This window comes from Streptomyces sp. NPDC002133 (assembly GCF_040296405.1).
Lineage (GTDB): Bacteria > Actinomycetota > Actinomycetes > Streptomycetales > Streptomycetaceae > Streptomyces.
The window spans coordinates 335,784-350,785 of the sequence record NZ_JBEOXF010000002.1 but is presented as its reverse complement, the minus strand read 5'-3'; the positions used below and the strand labels follow the sequence as shown (position 1 = coordinate 350,785).

The 15,002-nt window shown below is 71.3% G+C and carries 14 protein-coding genes; 4 read left to right on the top strand and 10 right to left on the bottom strand.

Translation table 11 applies throughout. The features are described from left to right. Positions 1–64 precede the first annotated feature (64 nt). Both ABT078_RS04010 and ABT078_RS04005 read right to left on the bottom strand, forming a co-directional pair. Positions 65–280, bottom strand: coding sequence for a hypothetical protein (locus tag ABT078_RS04010; RefSeq protein ID WP_266383794.1), 216 nt, complete (start codon positions 278–280; stop codon positions 65–67). A gap of 393 nt (positions 281–673) precedes the next feature. After that, positions 674–955: an acylphosphatase gene (locus tag ABT078_RS04005; protein WP_351223497.1), complete on the bottom strand. Its 282-nt coding sequence runs from the start codon at positions 953–955 to the stop codon at positions 674–676. A gap of 141 nt (positions 956–1,096) precedes the next feature. Here ABT078_RS04005 and ABT078_RS04000 point away from each other — a divergent pair, with 141 nt between their 5' ends. Then, a complete protein-coding gene (locus tag ABT078_RS04000; RefSeq protein ID WP_502981155.1) occupies positions 1,097–1,927 on the top strand; it encodes a CAP domain-containing protein in 831 nt (276 codons plus the stop codon). A gap of 106 nt (positions 1,928–2,033) precedes the next feature. Continuing rightward, a complete protein-coding gene (locus ABT078_RS03995; protein ID WP_351223493.1) occupies positions 2,034–2,444 on the top strand; it encodes a winged helix-turn-helix transcriptional regulator in 411 nt (136 codons plus the stop codon). On the opposite strand, the gene mutM is transcribed toward ABT078_RS03995, so the two are convergent. The 8 genes from mutM to recG all read right to left on the bottom strand — a co-directional run bounded on the left by mutM (position 2,396) and on the right by recG (position 9,861). Beyond that, on the bottom strand, positions 2,396–3,277 hold the full coding sequence (gene mutM / locus ABT078_RS03990) for a bifunctional DNA-formamidopyrimidine glycosylase/DNA-(apurinic or apyrimidinic site) lyase (protein WP_351223491.1): 882 nt from the start codon (positions 3,275–3,277) through the stop codon (positions 2,396–2,398). The two genes, ABT078_RS03995 and mutM, sit on opposite strands and share 49 nt — an antisense overlap. A 274-nt stretch (positions 3,278–3,551) precedes the next feature. Further along, on the bottom strand, positions 3,552–4,361 hold the full coding sequence (gene rnc, locus ABT078_RS03985; protein WP_351223489.1) for a ribonuclease III: 810 nt from the start codon (positions 4,359–4,361) through the stop codon (positions 3,552–3,554). Positions 4,362–4,380: 19 nt separating this feature from the next. After that, a complete protein-coding gene (gene rpmF, locus ABT078_RS03980) occupies positions 4,381–4,554 on the bottom strand; it encodes a 50S ribosomal protein L32 (RefSeq protein WP_003965982.1) in 174 nt (57 codons plus the stop codon). 2 nt (positions 4,555–4,556) lie between these two features. Continuing rightward, a complete protein-coding gene (locus ABT078_RS03975) occupies positions 4,557–5,195 on the bottom strand; it encodes a YceD family protein (protein WP_351223754.1) in 639 nt (212 codons plus the stop codon). 126 nt (positions 5,196–5,321) lie between these two features. Further along, positions 5,322–6,407, bottom strand: a complete 1,086-nt coding sequence (locus tag ABT078_RS03970; RefSeq protein ID WP_351223752.1) for a F0F1 ATP synthase subunit B — start codon at positions 6,405–6,407, stop codon at positions 5,322–5,324. A 187-nt stretch (positions 6,408–6,594) separates the two neighbouring features. After that, a complete protein-coding gene (coaD, locus tag ABT078_RS03965; protein WP_351223487.1) occupies positions 6,595–7,104 on the bottom strand; it encodes a pantetheine-phosphate adenylyltransferase in 510 nt (169 codons plus the stop codon). Then, positions 7,101–7,685 carry a 16S rRNA (guanine(966)-N(2))-methyltransferase RsmD gene (gene rsmD, locus ABT078_RS03960; RefSeq protein WP_351223485.1) on the bottom strand — a complete coding sequence of 195 codons (585 nt, stop codon included), beginning with the start codon at positions 7,683–7,685 and terminating at the stop codon, positions 7,101–7,103. The genes coaD and rsmD overlap by 4 nt, the downstream gene beginning before the upstream one ends. Positions 7,686–7,743: 58 nt before the next feature. Further along, positions 7,744–9,861, bottom strand: a complete 2,118-nt coding sequence (gene recG / locus ABT078_RS03955; RefSeq protein WP_351223750.1) for an ATP-dependent DNA helicase RecG — start codon at positions 9,859–9,861, stop codon at positions 7,744–7,746. Between the two features lie 270 nt (positions 9,862–10,131). Here recG and ABT078_RS03950 point away from each other — a divergent pair, with 270 nt between their 5' ends. Beyond that, a complete protein-coding gene (locus tag ABT078_RS03950) occupies positions 10,132–11,976 on the top strand; it encodes an HSP90 family protein (RefSeq protein WP_351223483.1) in 1,845 nt (614 codons plus the stop codon). After that, complete coding sequence (locus ABT078_RS03945; protein ID WP_351223481.1) at positions 11,931–14,861, top strand: tetratricopeptide repeat protein; 2,931 nt, start codon at positions 11,931–11,933, stop codon at positions 14,859–14,861. The genes ABT078_RS03950 and ABT078_RS03945 overlap by 46 nt, the downstream gene beginning before the upstream one ends. Positions 14,862–15,002 lie beyond the last annotated feature (141 nt).

Here is a 15,002-nt window from a genome sequence, read left to right as displayed (position 1 = left end):
CCGAAGCGTCCCTTGCATACCTACCTTGCGAGAGTGTTTCTCACCTGATCCTTACGGGCTGGTATCAGGTGAGCGCCGGCTCGCCCTTGGGTACGTCGATGTCGATGCCTTCGAGCAGCGACTCGCCATGGTGCTGTGCGGCGGCACTCAGCGCGTCGTTCTCGGACTGGATCCGTACGAGCTCGGACTCCAGGTCCTGTACGCGCTGCTGAAGCCGTCGCATCTCGGCGAGGAGTCGCGGGTCAGAACCGCCGACGTAACCGAGAAGCGCCTTTGCCATGATGGATGGTCCTCCACACTGAGTGACCGACCGATGCGGTGTGGGTCGTGAGGGATTCGCACCCGCGGTGCCTGGCAGCGCTGGTGATCACTGCGGTTCGTACTGCCAAACAGCTGAGGTGCGCGGGGCTTCCAGCGTCTCACCAAAAAGTTTGACGGTCAACACGATCACGCCCCGCAAGACGGACGGCCCGGGGTCTCACGGCCGTCGACATCACGGCAGCGGCGCTCCAGCGGGGCCCTGGGGGCGTGGAGATCATCCTTAAGTCGGCAGCCTGGCACGGCAGAGCCGTTATTGGCAACCACCTGGCCGTTTCCATCGAACACATGCGCTTTCGGCAGTCATCTGAACACACCGTGTGGTCGTCCGCCGGGCTGCTTTCCGACACCTCGCTCAGCGGATCGCGAACCCGTCGTAGCCGCCGCGCGGAGTGCCCCAGATCTCGGTGACTCCGTCAACCTTGCCGGGCGTGTCGGACGAGCGGAGCCAGTCCAGCAGACGGTGGCAATTCTCACGTGGCCCCTCCGCCACAACTTGCACTCTGCCGTCGTCGAGATTGAGGGCGAAGCCGTGGAGGCAACCGATCTCCAGAGCATTTGCCCTGGTGAACCAGCGGAATCCCACTCCTTGTACTCGGCCGCGCACCCAGGCGGTGAGCCGTGCATGTTCATTCATGCGCGCAAGCTAACCGACCAATTGTTTTCGTCTCACATCGCCCTCGCGCCTCTTCGCGTACAGTCGCGACGCAATGGGCCTCACTCGTTCGGGTGAGTCCTCCCTGTCGGATTTGTGAAGTCGAGTAGAGAAGGGGAGCGGATGGGACGCCACCGCCGGAAGAAGCGGGCTGCAGTGCCCGTACGTACCGGATTGCTCGGAGTCTCCGCCGCCATGGCGGTGGGCGCCGTGGCCGTGGCTTCCGGTCTGCTGCCGGGCGGCGAGAAGTTCGTCATGGGCGAGAGCACCAGCGGTCAGCAGGTGCGCGAGTCGGCCTCCGGGCAGCTGAGCGCCCAGGGCGGCGCCTCCGCAACGCCGTCGGGCCGCCCCTCGGCACCCGTGAGTGGCGAGGCCGCGTCGCAGGGCGCCTCCTCGACGTCCGGCAAGACGTCCGCGACGCCGTCGCAGCCGAAGACGAAGGCGCCCGAGACGACGAAGCCGGCCGCCCCGGAGAAGAAGGCGCCGGAGAAGCCGGTGCAGCAGAAGACCGAGGCTCCGGAGCGCAGGGCCCCGGCAGCCCCGCCGAAGCCGCCCAGGTCCAAGGCGCCGACCGGCGCGAACGCGGCGGAGGCCGCGGTGCTGCAGTTGGTGAACGAGGAGCGCGCGAAGGTGGGCTGCAGCCCGGTGCGCGCGAATGCGTCGCTGGCGTCGCTCGCAGGTGCCTTCAGCGCGGACATGGCGACGCGTGGCTTCTTCGACCACACCGACCTGGACGGCGACACCCCGTGGGACCGGGCGGCACAGGCCGGGATCACCGGGATGGCCGCGGAGAACATAGCCCGCGGGCAGGCCGACGCGGAGACCGTGATGCGGTCGTGGATGAACAGCGACGGCCACCGCGCGAACATCCTCAACTGCGACTACAGGACGATGGGCGTGGGTGTGTACTTCGCGGACGGCGGTCCGTGGTGGACCCAGGACTTCGGTTTCTAGGACTTCGGTTTCCAGGGCTTCGGTTTCCAGGACTTCGGTTTCCAGGACTTCGCCCTCTTCCAGGGCTTCGTCCCCGCAAGCACTAACTGCTGGTTAGCGCAGGCGTATGGTTGCTGTCGTGGACAGCGACCTCGCCTTCGACGTGTTCGACCGCCAGTGTCCGTCGCGCCGCACGCTGGAGCATGTGACCGGGCGCTGGGGCATCCTGACGCTGGGCGCCCTGTCCGAGTCCGGTTTCCGCTTCAACCAACTGCGGCGGCGTGTCGACGGCGTCAGCGAGAAGATGCTCTCGCAGACACTGCAGGCCCTGGAGCGGGACGGGCTGGTGCATCGCGAGGCCCAGCCGACGAATCCGCCCCGCGTCGACTACGAGCTGACGCCGCTCGGGCGGGACGTCGCCGAGCGGCTGCGCGGCCTGATCCGGCTCGTGGAGAACCGGATGCCCGAGGTGCTGACGGCGCGCGAGCGTTACGACGCGGCGCGCACGGCGGACGAGGCGGCGCGCGGCGGACGCTGACAGCGCGGGCAGAAGTAGCTCGACCGGTTCATCCAGGGGCGCCGGCGCATCAGTGTGCCGCAGCGGCGGCACGGCTCCCCCTCGCGGCCGTACGCGTCCAGGGAGCGGTCGAAGTACCCCGATTCGCCGTTCACATTGACGTAGAGACTGTCGAAACTGGTGCCGCCGGCGGCGAGGGCGGCGTTCATGACGTCCCGGACATGCCCCAGGAGCTCGGCGGCCCGGGGCCGGGGCAGCGTCGCCGTCGGCCGGTCGTAGTGCAGCTTCGCGCGCCACAGGGCCTCGTCGGCGTAGATGTTGCCGACCCCGCTGATGAGCGACTGGTCGAGCAGGGCACGCTTGACGGTCGTGCGGCGCAGGCGCAGTGCGGTGACGAACACCTCGTCGTCGAACTCGGGGTCGAGCGGGTCCCGCGCGATGTGCGCGATGGCCTCGGGGAGACCGTCGGGGGTGGTGTCGTGCACCGACAGGCCACCGAAGGTGCGCTGGTCGACGAACCGGAGCTCGGTGCCGAGATCGTCGGCGAACCGGACCCGGATCCGCAGATGCTTCTCGTCGGCGGCCGCTTCGGGCTGGACGAGCAGCTGTCCGCTCATGCCCAGATGCCCGAGCACCGCGGCGCCGCTGTCCTCCAGCGGCAGCCAGAGGTACTTGCCCCGGCGCTGTGCCGGCCCGACCCGATGGCCCTTGAGCCGCGCGGCGAAGTCCGTTCCGCCTCCGAGGTGCCGCCTGACGGCCCGAGGGTGCAGCACCTCGACCTCCGCGACGACCCGCCCCGCGACCCAGGCCTCGAGGCCCCGCCGCACGACTTCAACCTCGGGCAACTCGGGCACGGGTCTCCTCCGGAGGAGCTACGGTACGACGCCCGCAGCCTACCTCCGGGCCTCCCCGCTTCCGGCCCCGGGGGCGGCGTGCTGGGCGGCGCCGGGGGCTGGGCGGCGCCTGCGGCGCGGCTCACCTGAGCCCGTCCGGCGTCCGAGGACGGACACCCCGGTCCGGTGTCCGGCACGGGACACGCCCCGGGAGCCCTCGGCCCGGGAGAACGGAAGGCGGGAAAAGAAACCCCCGCCGCGCACAGCGCAGCGGGGGGCTGGAAGCGAGGTGGCGTCAGGCCGTCGCCTGAGACGAAGGGGTGTCGGCGGCCCCTTCGGCCTCGAGAGCGGCGGCCTTCGCCGCCGCGGCGCGTTCGTCCGCGGCCGCGCGGATCGCGCGCCACGCGGACTCGGCAGCCTGCTGCTCCGCTTCCTTCTTGCTGCGGCCGGTGCCGGTGCCGTACGAGACACCACCGACGCGGGCAGCAGCAGTAAAGGTCTTCTCGTGGTCCGGACCGGTCTCGGTGACCAGGTACTCCGGCACACCGAGCCCCTCGGCAGCGGTCAGCTCCTGGAGACTGGTCTTCCAGTCCAGGCCGGCACCGAGGTTCGAGGACTTCTCGATCAGCGGGTCGAAGAGCCGGTGAACCAGCTCGGCCGCCGCGTCGAGGCCCTGGTCGAGATAGACCGCGCCGATCACCGCTTCAAGGGTGTCGGCGAGGATGGACGCCTTGTCCCGGCCGCCCGTGCCCTCTTCGCCCCGGCCCAGCCGGATGAAGGAGCCCAGGTCGAGGCCGCGCCCGACCTCCGCCAGCGCACGCGAGTTGACCACCGCGGCCCGCAGCTTGGCCAGCTGGCCTTCGGGCAGGTCGGGGTGGGTGCGGTAGAGCGTGTCCGTGACCACCAGTCCGAGCACCGAGTCCCCGAGGAACTCGAGCCGCTCGTTGGTGGGCAGGCCGCCGTTCTCGTACGCGTACGAACGGTGGGTCAGCGCACGCACCAGAAGGGCGGACTCGACCGGATAGCCGAGCCGCCCTTCCAGAAGCGTGTGGGACGAGGCTGCGCTTGCGTTGTCTGCCTGCTTACTGTTGCCGGCGTCAGACATGGAGCCTCTCACCAGCCGCTCAGACCTCGAGGACCTGGCGCTTGTTGTAGGTGCCGCAGCTCGGGCACGCGATGTGCTGCAGCTTCGGCTCCTGGCAACGCTCACACGAAACCAGGGTGGGGACCGCAGCCTTCCACTGCGACCGGCGGTGGCGCGTGTTGCTGCGCGACATCTTCCGCTTCGGAACAGCCACGGCTACTTCTCCTGCTTCTCGTCGACGCCCGCTTCGGCGCCGCTCATGTTGTCCTTCTCACCGGTTCCCAGCGAACCGGCGAGTCCCTGCAGTGCCGCCCAACGGATGTCGACGGCGTCGTGACGGTGGCCCGGTTCGTCGTTCAGGTTGATCCCGCATTCGGGACACAGGCCTTCACAGTCCTCCCGGCACACCGGCTGCATCGGCAGTGCGAGCACCACCGCATCCCGCAGCACGGGTTCGAGGCCGAGCAAGCCGTCCTCGAGGAAGAGCCTGTCCTCGTCGTCCTCGGCGTCGTCGACGGGTTCCGCCTTGGGGCGGCCCCGGTCGTCGGCGTCAGGGTACGAGAACATCTCCTGGAAGTCCGCCGCAACCTCCTGGCGCAGCGGCTCCAGACACCTTACGCACTCCCCCTCGGCCGTGGCACGGGCGGTGCCTGTGACGAGCACACCTTCCATGACCGACTCGAGGCGGAGCTCCAGCTCCACGGGCGCGCCCTCGGGCACACCGATGACCCCTTCGATACCGAAGTCCTTGGGGGCCGCGACCGAGCGGGAGAGCCGCTGGAGCGCGCCGGGCCGCCGACCCAGCTCGTGCGTGTCGAACACGAGGGGGTCACGGTGGTCGAGGCGGGCGTTCAGGGCACTTCCTGCTTTCGGATCGTGTGGGGGCCGCGATATCAGCGCAGCATCGGCTGCGGCGCACGCGCGACCGAAGAGCCAGGATACTGGACCGTTCGCTGAAGGCCCAATCCGGTCCGTACCGGATCAGCGGCCCTGCTCGTAGCGGCGCAGCTGCTCCATGTCGATCATGCTCGTGTCGAAGAAGCTGGTCTCGTCGAGCTGCGGCTGCTGCTGCGTCTGCACCTGGGGCTGCTGGGCCTGGTGCTGGGGCTGCTGCTGGTACGCGTACGGGTCCTGCTGCTGGTAGGCGTAGCCCTGCTCGTACCCCTGCTGCTGGTACGCGTACGGGTCCTGCTGGTACGCGTACACGTCCTGCTGCTGGTACGCGTACGGATCCGCGTGAGCCGGGACCTGCTGAGCCTGCTGGGCGTGCTGAGCCTGCTGGGCGTGCTGGGCGTGCTGCACCTGGAGCTGCGGCTGGGCCTGGGGCTCCGGGTCGGCCAGCTCCGCCAGCCCTGCGAGATAGTCCGCGTCGCTCGTGTGCTGCATCCCGGCCGCGTCCTGGGCGGCCATGTGCGCGCCGAGGTCGTCGGTGGCGATGCGGCCGTGCAGCTTCTGCCGGCCTCGGCCCACGGCCTCGAGCGTCTTGGAGAGCACCGCCTCGAAGGCGCCCAGCTTGGCGTCGACGTACTCGTCGGCCCGCTGGATCAGTATCTGCGGGTCGGCGCTGTACTCGGGGGCGTCGTCCTCGGCGGGGTCGATGTATCCGTGCTCGTCCAGGCCGGGGCCCCGGCCGAGCAGCTTCTCGCGACCGCGGTCGACGGAGCCGATGGTCTTGTTGAGCACGACCTCGAAGTTCGCGAGCTTGGAGTCGACGTAGTCGTCGGCCTCGGCGCGGATCTCCTCGGCCTCACGGCGGGCCTCGGCAAGGATGCGGTCGGCCTCCTCCTGGGACTGCCGGGCGATCTGGGTGCCGGAGATCAGCGAGCCGCGCTCGGAATGGGCGGCCTCGATGATCCGCTCGGCCTCCTGGCGGGCCTGCTCGACCAGCTGCTCCCGCCCGCCGATCAGCTCCTGTGCCTGGGCGAGCGAGCCGGGCAGGGCCTGCCGCACTTCTTCGAGCATCGCGAGCAGGTCGGCGCGGTTGACCACGCAGGAGGCCGACATGGGCATGGACCGGGCGTTCCCGACCGCCTCGACGATCTCGTCGAGCTTCTTCTGCACGTCCACCGTGTGCTCGCCACTCTCTACAGTCACTACAGCCGATTTGGAGACGGACGGGACGACTGTACGGGCAGTCGGCGCTCTCCCCCAATGCCCTGGGGGCATGGGGGCATCCCCGGACACCGGGTGACGGTCTGTCAGGACGTGACGTCCGGCGCGGCGTCCGACCCGCCGTCCGGCGTCACTTCCCCGGTCACTTCTTCGGAAGCCGGTCGGTCAGGGCCGCGAGGACCGGCGGCGGCACCAGGTGGGACACGTCGCCTCCCCACGCCGCGACCTCCTTGACCAGGGAGGACGACAGGAAGCTGTAGGTCGGGCTGGTGGGCACGAACAGCGTCTCGACGCCCGACAGGCCGTTGTTCATCTGGGCCATCTGCAGCTCGTAGTCGAAGTCGCTGACGGCGCGCAGGCCCTTGACGATGGCGGGGATGTCCCGTTCCTTGCAGTAGTCGACGAGCAGGCCGTGGTAGGCCTCCACCTCGACGTTCCCGTACTCCGCGGTGACCTCGCGGATCAGCTCGATCCGCTCCTCCACCGTGAACAGGCCCTTCTTGGCCTGGTTGATCATCACCACGACGTGCACGACGTCGTACAGCTTGGAGGCGCGGGCGATGATGTCGAGATGTCCATTGGTGATGGGGTCGAACGACCCCGGACAGACGGCGCGGCGCAACTGAAGTCCCTCGCTCTCCGGTCCGGTCATGGTGCGTCTTCGCACGTAGAGGCGGCGCGACCGTACCAAAGCGTTCCTTCGCCGTAGCGACGGGCCCGCAGTGGCTCGATGCCCGTCGGCCAGACGAACTCCCCGCCTCTGGTGCTGCGCTCCACGGTGACGAGGGCATCGTCGGCGAGCCAGCCCTGTGTGCGGAGTGTGAGGAGAATCTCCCGGAGATCGTCGTCCGTGACGGCGTACGGCGGGTCCAGGAACACGATGTCGTACGGTGCCTCCGGCGCCGGTCCCTGGACGATCTGCTCGGCCCGGCCGGTGCGGACCTCGGCGCCGGGCAGGGCGAGCGTCCGCACGTTCTCCCTGACGGTGCGCGCGGCGCGGCCGTCGGCCTCGACGAGGAGCGCATGGGACGCGCCGCGCGACAGTGCCTCCAGGCCGACGGCTCCGGAGCCCGCGTACAGGTCGGCCACCCGGATGCCCTGCAGCGTGCCGAGCAGCGACTCCCAGGTGGAGAACAGCCCCTCGCGCGCCCGGTCGGAGGTGGGGCGGGTGCCGTTGCCCGGCGGCACGGCCAGGCGGCGTCCGCCGGCCGCGCCGGCGATCACGCGGGTCATCTGAGTCCTTCTGGGCGCTGTTCGGTCCGGTCACCTCCACGATATCCGCGGCAGGAGGTCAGCCCTTGTCCAGATACTGCTCGCGGTCCTTGTCGAGCAGCGCGTCCAGTGCGGTGCGCAGCTCCGGCAGCCCCTCCAGTTCCGGGTCCGCGGTGACGACCGCGACGGCCTCCTCGCGGGCCGCGGCGATGACCTCCTCGTCGTCGATGACCGCGAGGACCCGCAGCGAGGAGCGGACGCCGGACTGGGCCTGGCCCAGCACATCGCCCTCCCTGCGCTGTTCGAGGTCGATACGGGACAGCTCGAAGCCGTCGAGCGTGGCGGCGACCGCGCCGAGCCGGGCCCGGGCGGGGCTCGCCTCCGGCATCTCGGTGACGAGCAGGCACAGTCCGGGGGCCGAGCCGCGCCCGACGCGGCCGCGCAGCTGGTGCAGCTGGGAGACGCCGAAGCGGTCGGCGTCCATGATCACCATCGCGGTCGCGTTCGGCACGTTCACACCGACCTCGATGACCGTGGTGGCCACCAGCACGTCCACGTCGCCTGCGGCGAAGCGGCGCATGACGTCGTCCTTGTCGTCAGGCGGCATCCTGCCGTGCAGCACCTCCACCCGCAGGCCCTGCAGCGGGCCGGCCGTGAGCTGCTGGGCGACGTCCAGGACGGCGAGCGGAGGCCGCTTCTCGGCCTCGTCCTCCGCGGACTTCTTGCCCGGCTCGTCCTGATCGTCGCCGATGCGAGGACACACGACGTACGCCTGGTGACCGCCCTCGGCCTCCTCACGCACGCGCTCCCAGGCCCGCGCCAGGAAATGGGGCTTGTCGGCGGCCGGGACCACATGGGTGGCGATCGGAGAGCGTCCGGCCGGCAGCTGGTCCAGTACGGAGGTCTCCAGATCCCCGAAGACCGTCATGGCGACCGTGCGCGGAATGGGCGTGGCGGTCATGACCAGCAGATGCGGGGGCTGCTTGCCCTTGCCCCGGAGGGCGTCGCGCTGCTCCACGCCGAAGCGGTGCTGCTCGTCGACGACGACCAGACCCAGGTCGTGGAACTGCACCTTGTCCTCGATCAGCGCATGGGTGCCGATGACCACCCCGGCCTCGCCGGTGACCAGGTCGAGCAGGGCCTGACGGCGGGCGGCGGCGCCCATGGAGCCGGTGAGAAGCACGACCTTGGTCGCATGCTCGGCGCCGCCGAGCATGCCGCCCTCGGCGAGGTCGCCCATCATCTCGACGATCGAGCGGTGATGCTGCTGGGCGAGGACTTCGGTGGGCGCGAGCATGGCGGCCTGGCCGCCCGCGTCGACCACGGTGAGCATGGCCCGCAGGGCGACCATGGTCTTTCCGGAGCCGACCTCGCCCTGGAGCAGCCGGTGCATCGGGTGCTCGGTGGCGAGGTCCCCGAAGATCTCCGCGGACACCTTCTGCTGGCCCTCGGTGAGCGTGAACGGCAGCCGGGCGTCGAAAGCGTCGAGCAGGCCGTCGGGGACGGGTCTGCGAGCGGCCGCGGGCAGCTGCGTGTCCGCGTAGCGCCGCCGGGCGAGGGCGACTTGGAGGACGAACGCCTCGTCCCACTTCAGACGCTGCCTGGCGTCCTCGACGTCGGCCTTGGTCTGCGGACGGTGAATCTTGAGCAGCGCCTCCGGGAGGGAGACGAAACCCCGGCCTTCGCGCTGCGCGGGCGGCAGCGGGTCGACGGCCTCGTGGGCCTGCGGAAGGACCGCGTCGACGGCCTTGGCGATCTTCCACGACTCCAGCCCCTTGCAGGCCGGATAGATCGGGATGAGCTTCCCCGCGAACGCGCTGACCGCGCCCTCGCCGCTGTCCGCGTCCAGCCGCTCGTAGGTCGGGTGGGCGAGCTGCAACTTGCGGTTGAACATGGACACCTTGCCGGCGAACATCGCGCGGCTGCCGGGCAGCAGGTCCTTGTGCGGCTTGTGGATGCCGCGGCCGAAGAAGACGAGCTGGAGCCGGCCGCTGCCGTCGGTGATGGTGATCTCCAGCCGCTGCCCGCGCCCGGCGTTGAACGTGAGCACGCGAGCGTCCGCGACCTGTGCGACGACCGTGACGTGCTCGTCGAGCGGCAGTTCAGCGAGCCGGGTGAGCTGGCCCCGCTCCTCGTACCGTCGCGGGTAGTGATGGAGCAGATCACCGACGGTGTGCAGGTCGAGATTCTCGGCCATGACCTTGGCGGTCGCGGGACCGAGCGTCTTCTTCAGCGACTCACCCAGCACAACGCGTCGTCCTCTTCAGTGGTTCATTGAGCGCGGACACGGCATCCATTGCACACCACCGCACCGACAACCGTCGCGCACCGATCGATATCCGCTGGTCACAACGGTGCCGCGGCCCTAGGATGGCGCGGCCTCCCCCGCATTCCCACGCCGCGATCACCGACGTAACGGGATCGCCCGACCCGCGCCGCCGCTCGTCCCCCCACCGGCGCAGCGACGATGACTGCTGAGACCTCTGAGACTTCCGATACGTCCGAGACCACTCCTCACACCTTCCAGGTCGATCTGCGCGGCCTGGTGGACCTCCTCTCCCATCACCTCTACTCCAGCCCCAAGGTCTATCTGCGCGAGCTGCTGCAGAACGCCGTGGACGCCATCACCGCACGCCGCTCCCTCCAGCCGGACGCGCCCGCCCTGGTACGGCTGTACGCCGAGGGCGGCGCGCTGCGCGTCGAGGACAGCGGCATCGGGCTGACCGAGGCGGATGTACACAGCCTGCTCGCCACGATCGGCCGCAGTTCGAAGCGGGACGGCGGCCTGGAGTCGGCGCGGGCCGAGTTCCTGGGCCAGTTCGGAATCGGGCTGCTCGCCTGTTTCGTCGTCGCCGCGGAGATACGGGTGGTCAGCCGATCCGCGCGTACGCCGGACGCGCTGCCCGTCGAGTGGGCGGCGCGGGACGACGGTTCGTACACCGTGCGCACGCTCCCGGACGGCGCCCGTACCGAGCCCGGGACGACCGTGCACCTCACCGCCCGTCCCGGCAGCGGCGATTGGCTGACCGAGGACCGGGTGCGTGCGCTCGCACGGGACTTCGGGTCCCTGCTGCCGTACGACGTCCGGGTCGGCGACGAACCCGTGACCGATCTGCCGGCGCCGTGGGACCGCCGGTATCCGAGCCCTGCAGCTCGCCGCGTCGCGCTCGCCCGCCACTGCCACGATCTCTTCGGGTTCACTCCGCTCGACTCGATCGACCTGGATCTGCCGCTCGCGGGCGTCCGGGGCGTCGCCTACGTACTGCCTTCGGCAGTGAGTCCGGCGCAGCGTGCGGGACACCGCGTGCACCTCAAGGGGATGCTGCTCACCGACCGCGCGGACGAACTCCTGCCCGACTGGGCCTTCTTCGTACGCTGCGTGCTGGACACCGACAGCCTGCGGCCCACGGCCTCGCGCGAGTCGCTGTACGCGGACGAGACTCTCGCCGCCGTACGGGACGCGCTCGGGGCCCGTATGCGAGAGTGGCTCACCGGGCTTGCCGCCGGCGATCCCGAACGGCTCGCGCAGTTCCTGTCCGTGCACCACCTGGGCGTGAAGTCGCTGGCCCGGCACGACGACGACATGCTGCGCACGATGCTGCCGTGGCTGCCGTTCGAGACGACCGACGGCCGTCTCTCGCTGGAGGAGTTCGCCCAGCGGCACCCGGTGGTGCACTTCACGCGCACCGTCGAGGAGTACCGGCAGGTCGCCCCCATCGCGTCCGCCCAGGGCATCGGCGTGGTCAACGGCGGCTACACCTACGACTCCGAGCTCGTCGAACGGCTCCCCTCGGTCCGCCCGGGAACGGCGGTCACCGAACTCGACGCGGACACGGTCACCGCGCATCTCGACGCGGTCGATCCGGCCGGAGAACTGGCGCTCGCGGGCTTCCTGTCAGTGGCCCGTGCCACGCTGGATCCCCTCGGCTGTGATGTGTCCCTGCGTTCCTTCCACCCCCTGACCGTGCCCGCGCTGCACCTCGACGACCGGGCGGCCCGCCATGAGCAGGCCCGCGCGGAGGCCGAGGAGCAGGCGGACGACCTGTGGGCGGGCATCCTCGGCTCGCTGCGCGGCAGCGCGCCGCGGGCCCGTCTCGTCCTCAACCACCTGAACCCGCTGATCCGCCGGATCAGCGCCCTCGACGACCCGGAGCTCGCGGGCACGGCCGTCGAGTCGCTCTACGGGCAGGCCCTGCTCATGGCGCAGCGGCCGCTGCGCCCCGCCGACTCGGCCCTGCTCAACCGCGCGTTCATCGGCCTGCTCGAATGGGCCACCCACCACGAGGCCGACCCGGAGGAGGAGAGCCGGTGAGCCAGGACATCGCCGCGATACGGCAGGCGCTGCACGACAACCACCGGGCGCCGGAGGGCGCCGCACGCAACGCCCGCGCGGAGCGCCTGCTCGCCGAGGTGGAGCAGACGGGCGACACACCGCTGCTCATCGAGGCCCTCTCGCACCTCCTCCAGGCGTACAACTACAGCTCGGAGCGGGACAAGCTGTTCGTGCCGTTCGCCCGGCTGCTGCGGCTGTGGGACGAGCAGCCCGGGGAGTTCGACGAGCAGGCTGCCCACTCGCTGCACTGGTACTTCAAGTGGGTCTCCACGGACATGCTCGACCAGCCGCACGTCCCGGTCGCCTCCATGGAGAAGTGGCTCGGCGAGATGGAACACCGCTACCGGCTGGCCGGCCACTCCGAACGGGCCGTTCGACAGGGCGAGTTCTGTCTCGCCCGGCACATCGGCGACCGGGAACGCGCCGAGCGGGCGTACGCGGCGTGGCTCGCGGCCGACCGGGACCGGATGGCCGACTGCCACGCGTGCGAGCTGCACGACCAGGGTTCCTGGCAGGCCCGGCTGGGCCGGGACGAGCAGGCGCTGGAGCTGTGGCGCCCGGTCCTGGACGGCCGGTACACGTGCGCGCACGAGCCGCACGCCGTGCTCGCCGCCTCCCTGCTGCCGCTGCTGCGGCTCGGCCGCGCGGACGAGGCACGCGCCCACCATCTGCGGGGCCATCGCATGCTCCGCCCCATGGAGAGCATGCGCGGCTGGGTCGCCATGCACGTCGAGTTCTGCACGCTGACCGGCAACGAGGCACGGGGACTGGAGATCCTCTCGGACCGGCCGGCGTACTTCACGGACAGCGGCAACCCCGATTCCCTGATGGACCATCTCGCCGTCACCGCGATGCTGATGGACCGCCTCGTGGACCTCGGGCACGGCGATCGGACGGTGCCGGGTCCCGCCGGGACGTCCTGGACGGCCCGAACGCTCGCGGAGTACGCACGCGGGGAGGCGCTCGCGATCGCCGCGCGCTTCGACGCCCGCAACGGCACGGACGCGGTCAGCGCCCTCGTACGGGAGCGGCTTGCGCAGCAGCCCCTGGTCGAGCGGCTGCCCCTGGGGATGCGGTCGGCCCGGTCGGCGCCCACCGCCCCCGCGAAGGCGCCCGTGTCCTCGGCCGCCCCGGAACGGGCCGGCGTGGACGAGCTCCTCGCCGAGGCGCGGCGGCTGTCGGAGGCACGGCACCCCGACGCCGGCCGCGCATGGGCGGCCGTCGCCGAGGCCGCGGGTGACACGGTGCTGGACGACCTGGCGCTCGCCGAGGTCGACGACCACCGTGCCATGGCCCGTACGACCGACGCCGCGGACGCCGTCCGGCTGTTCCGGTCCGCCGCCGAGCGGTACGAGGCCGCGGGCGATCCCGGTGAGGCGGCGGCGGCACGGGCCCGTGGTGCGCTCGCGCTCGCACTGGGCGGCGACGCGGAGGCGGCCGTCGTGGCCGCGGACGAGGCCGTCGCCCGGGCGCTCGCGCTGCACGCCGAGGGAGAGGCGAGCACGCGCCAGGCGGCCGGGGCGCTGCTCTGCCGGGTCCGTGTCCATCTGCTCCGAGTGCACGACGAGGACGACACCGAGGCGCCCGGGCAGGCTGCGGCGCCGGAGGCGGCCGTGGCCGAACTCCTCGACTTCGCCGCACCGCACCGCGCGGACCCGCTCGTCATGGACCGGGTCGCCGACGCCATGTGCGTACGGGGCGACCTCGCCGCCCACAGCGGCGACGCCTCGGCCGCCGCCGAGCTGTACACCGCCGCGGCCTCCCTCTTCCACGAGGCCGGGCTGCCCTGGTACGCGGCCTCGCCCGAGGCCCGCCTCGTGCCCATGGCCCGTCATCTCGGCGACGTCGAGACCGCGGAGCGGGCCGCCCGGTCGGCACTGGAGCACGGCGCCTCGTACCTCGAGGCCTCCGGGAGCGCCCGGCTGCACCTCCACCTCACCGAAATCCTCGTCGGTACGGGCCGGTTCGAGGAAGCCGTGGAGCACGCCCTGGAGGCCGGGCACTGGGCCGACGAGGCCGGGGAGAGCGCGGACGTCGGCGCGTACGCGCGGCACCAGCTGGGTGGTTCGCTGCTGCGGGCCGGGCGGGCCGCGGAAGCGGCGGCCGTCCTGGAGGGGGTGCTCCCCGAACTCACCGTGGACGACCACGGCGACGGCATGGTCGTCCAGACCCTGTGGTGGCTCGGCGACGCCCTGACCGAGCTCGGGGAACCGCGAGGGGCGGCCGAGCACTGGCTCAAGGCGGCCGACATCGCCCGTCGCTGGCCCGCGCAGGACGACCACGCGATGCTCGCCAACCTCGCGGGCCAGGCGCTGTACCGGGCCGGGCTCAATGCGGAGGCCGACCGCGCGTACGAGCGTGCATGCGCGCTCTGGCGCGACCTGGGCGACGTGCACGGGGCCGTGCGGGCGCTGCGGGTGCGGGCGTGGATCGCGGTCCGCGAGGGTCAGGCGGGACCGGAGGCGGCCCGTGCCTTCATGGCGGCCGCGGCGGAGGAGTGCGAGCGGGCGCTCCCGGCGGCAGAGGACCCGGCGGCCCGCGCCCGGCTGTGCGCGGAGCTCGCCGACACCCATCGGCAGACGGGCGAGCTGATCGCGGACCAGGGCCCGGACGGGGCGACGTACGGGGAGGCTCTGCCGTACGTCGAGAAGGCCGTCTCCGGCTTCATGAAGGCGGGCGAGGACTTCACGGACCTGCGTACCGCGGCGGAGCTGATGGCCGCGTGGCTGGAGGCCGATCTGGGCGACAAGCCCGGGGCGACGCGGCGTGCGGAGTCGGTGCTGGCGACGTACGCCGACGCCACGGGCGACACGGCGGACGCACGGCGGGCGGAGGCGACGGCGGTCCTGGAGTACGTGGCCTGACCGGGTGTGCCCGGTGCCGGGCACACCGCCCGGTGCCGGCCCACACGTCGGTGCCGGCCCACACGTGTGACCGGCCCACACGTCGGTGCCGGCCCACACGTCGGTGCCGGGACAGGCACACCCCGCCCCAAAACCCCGCCC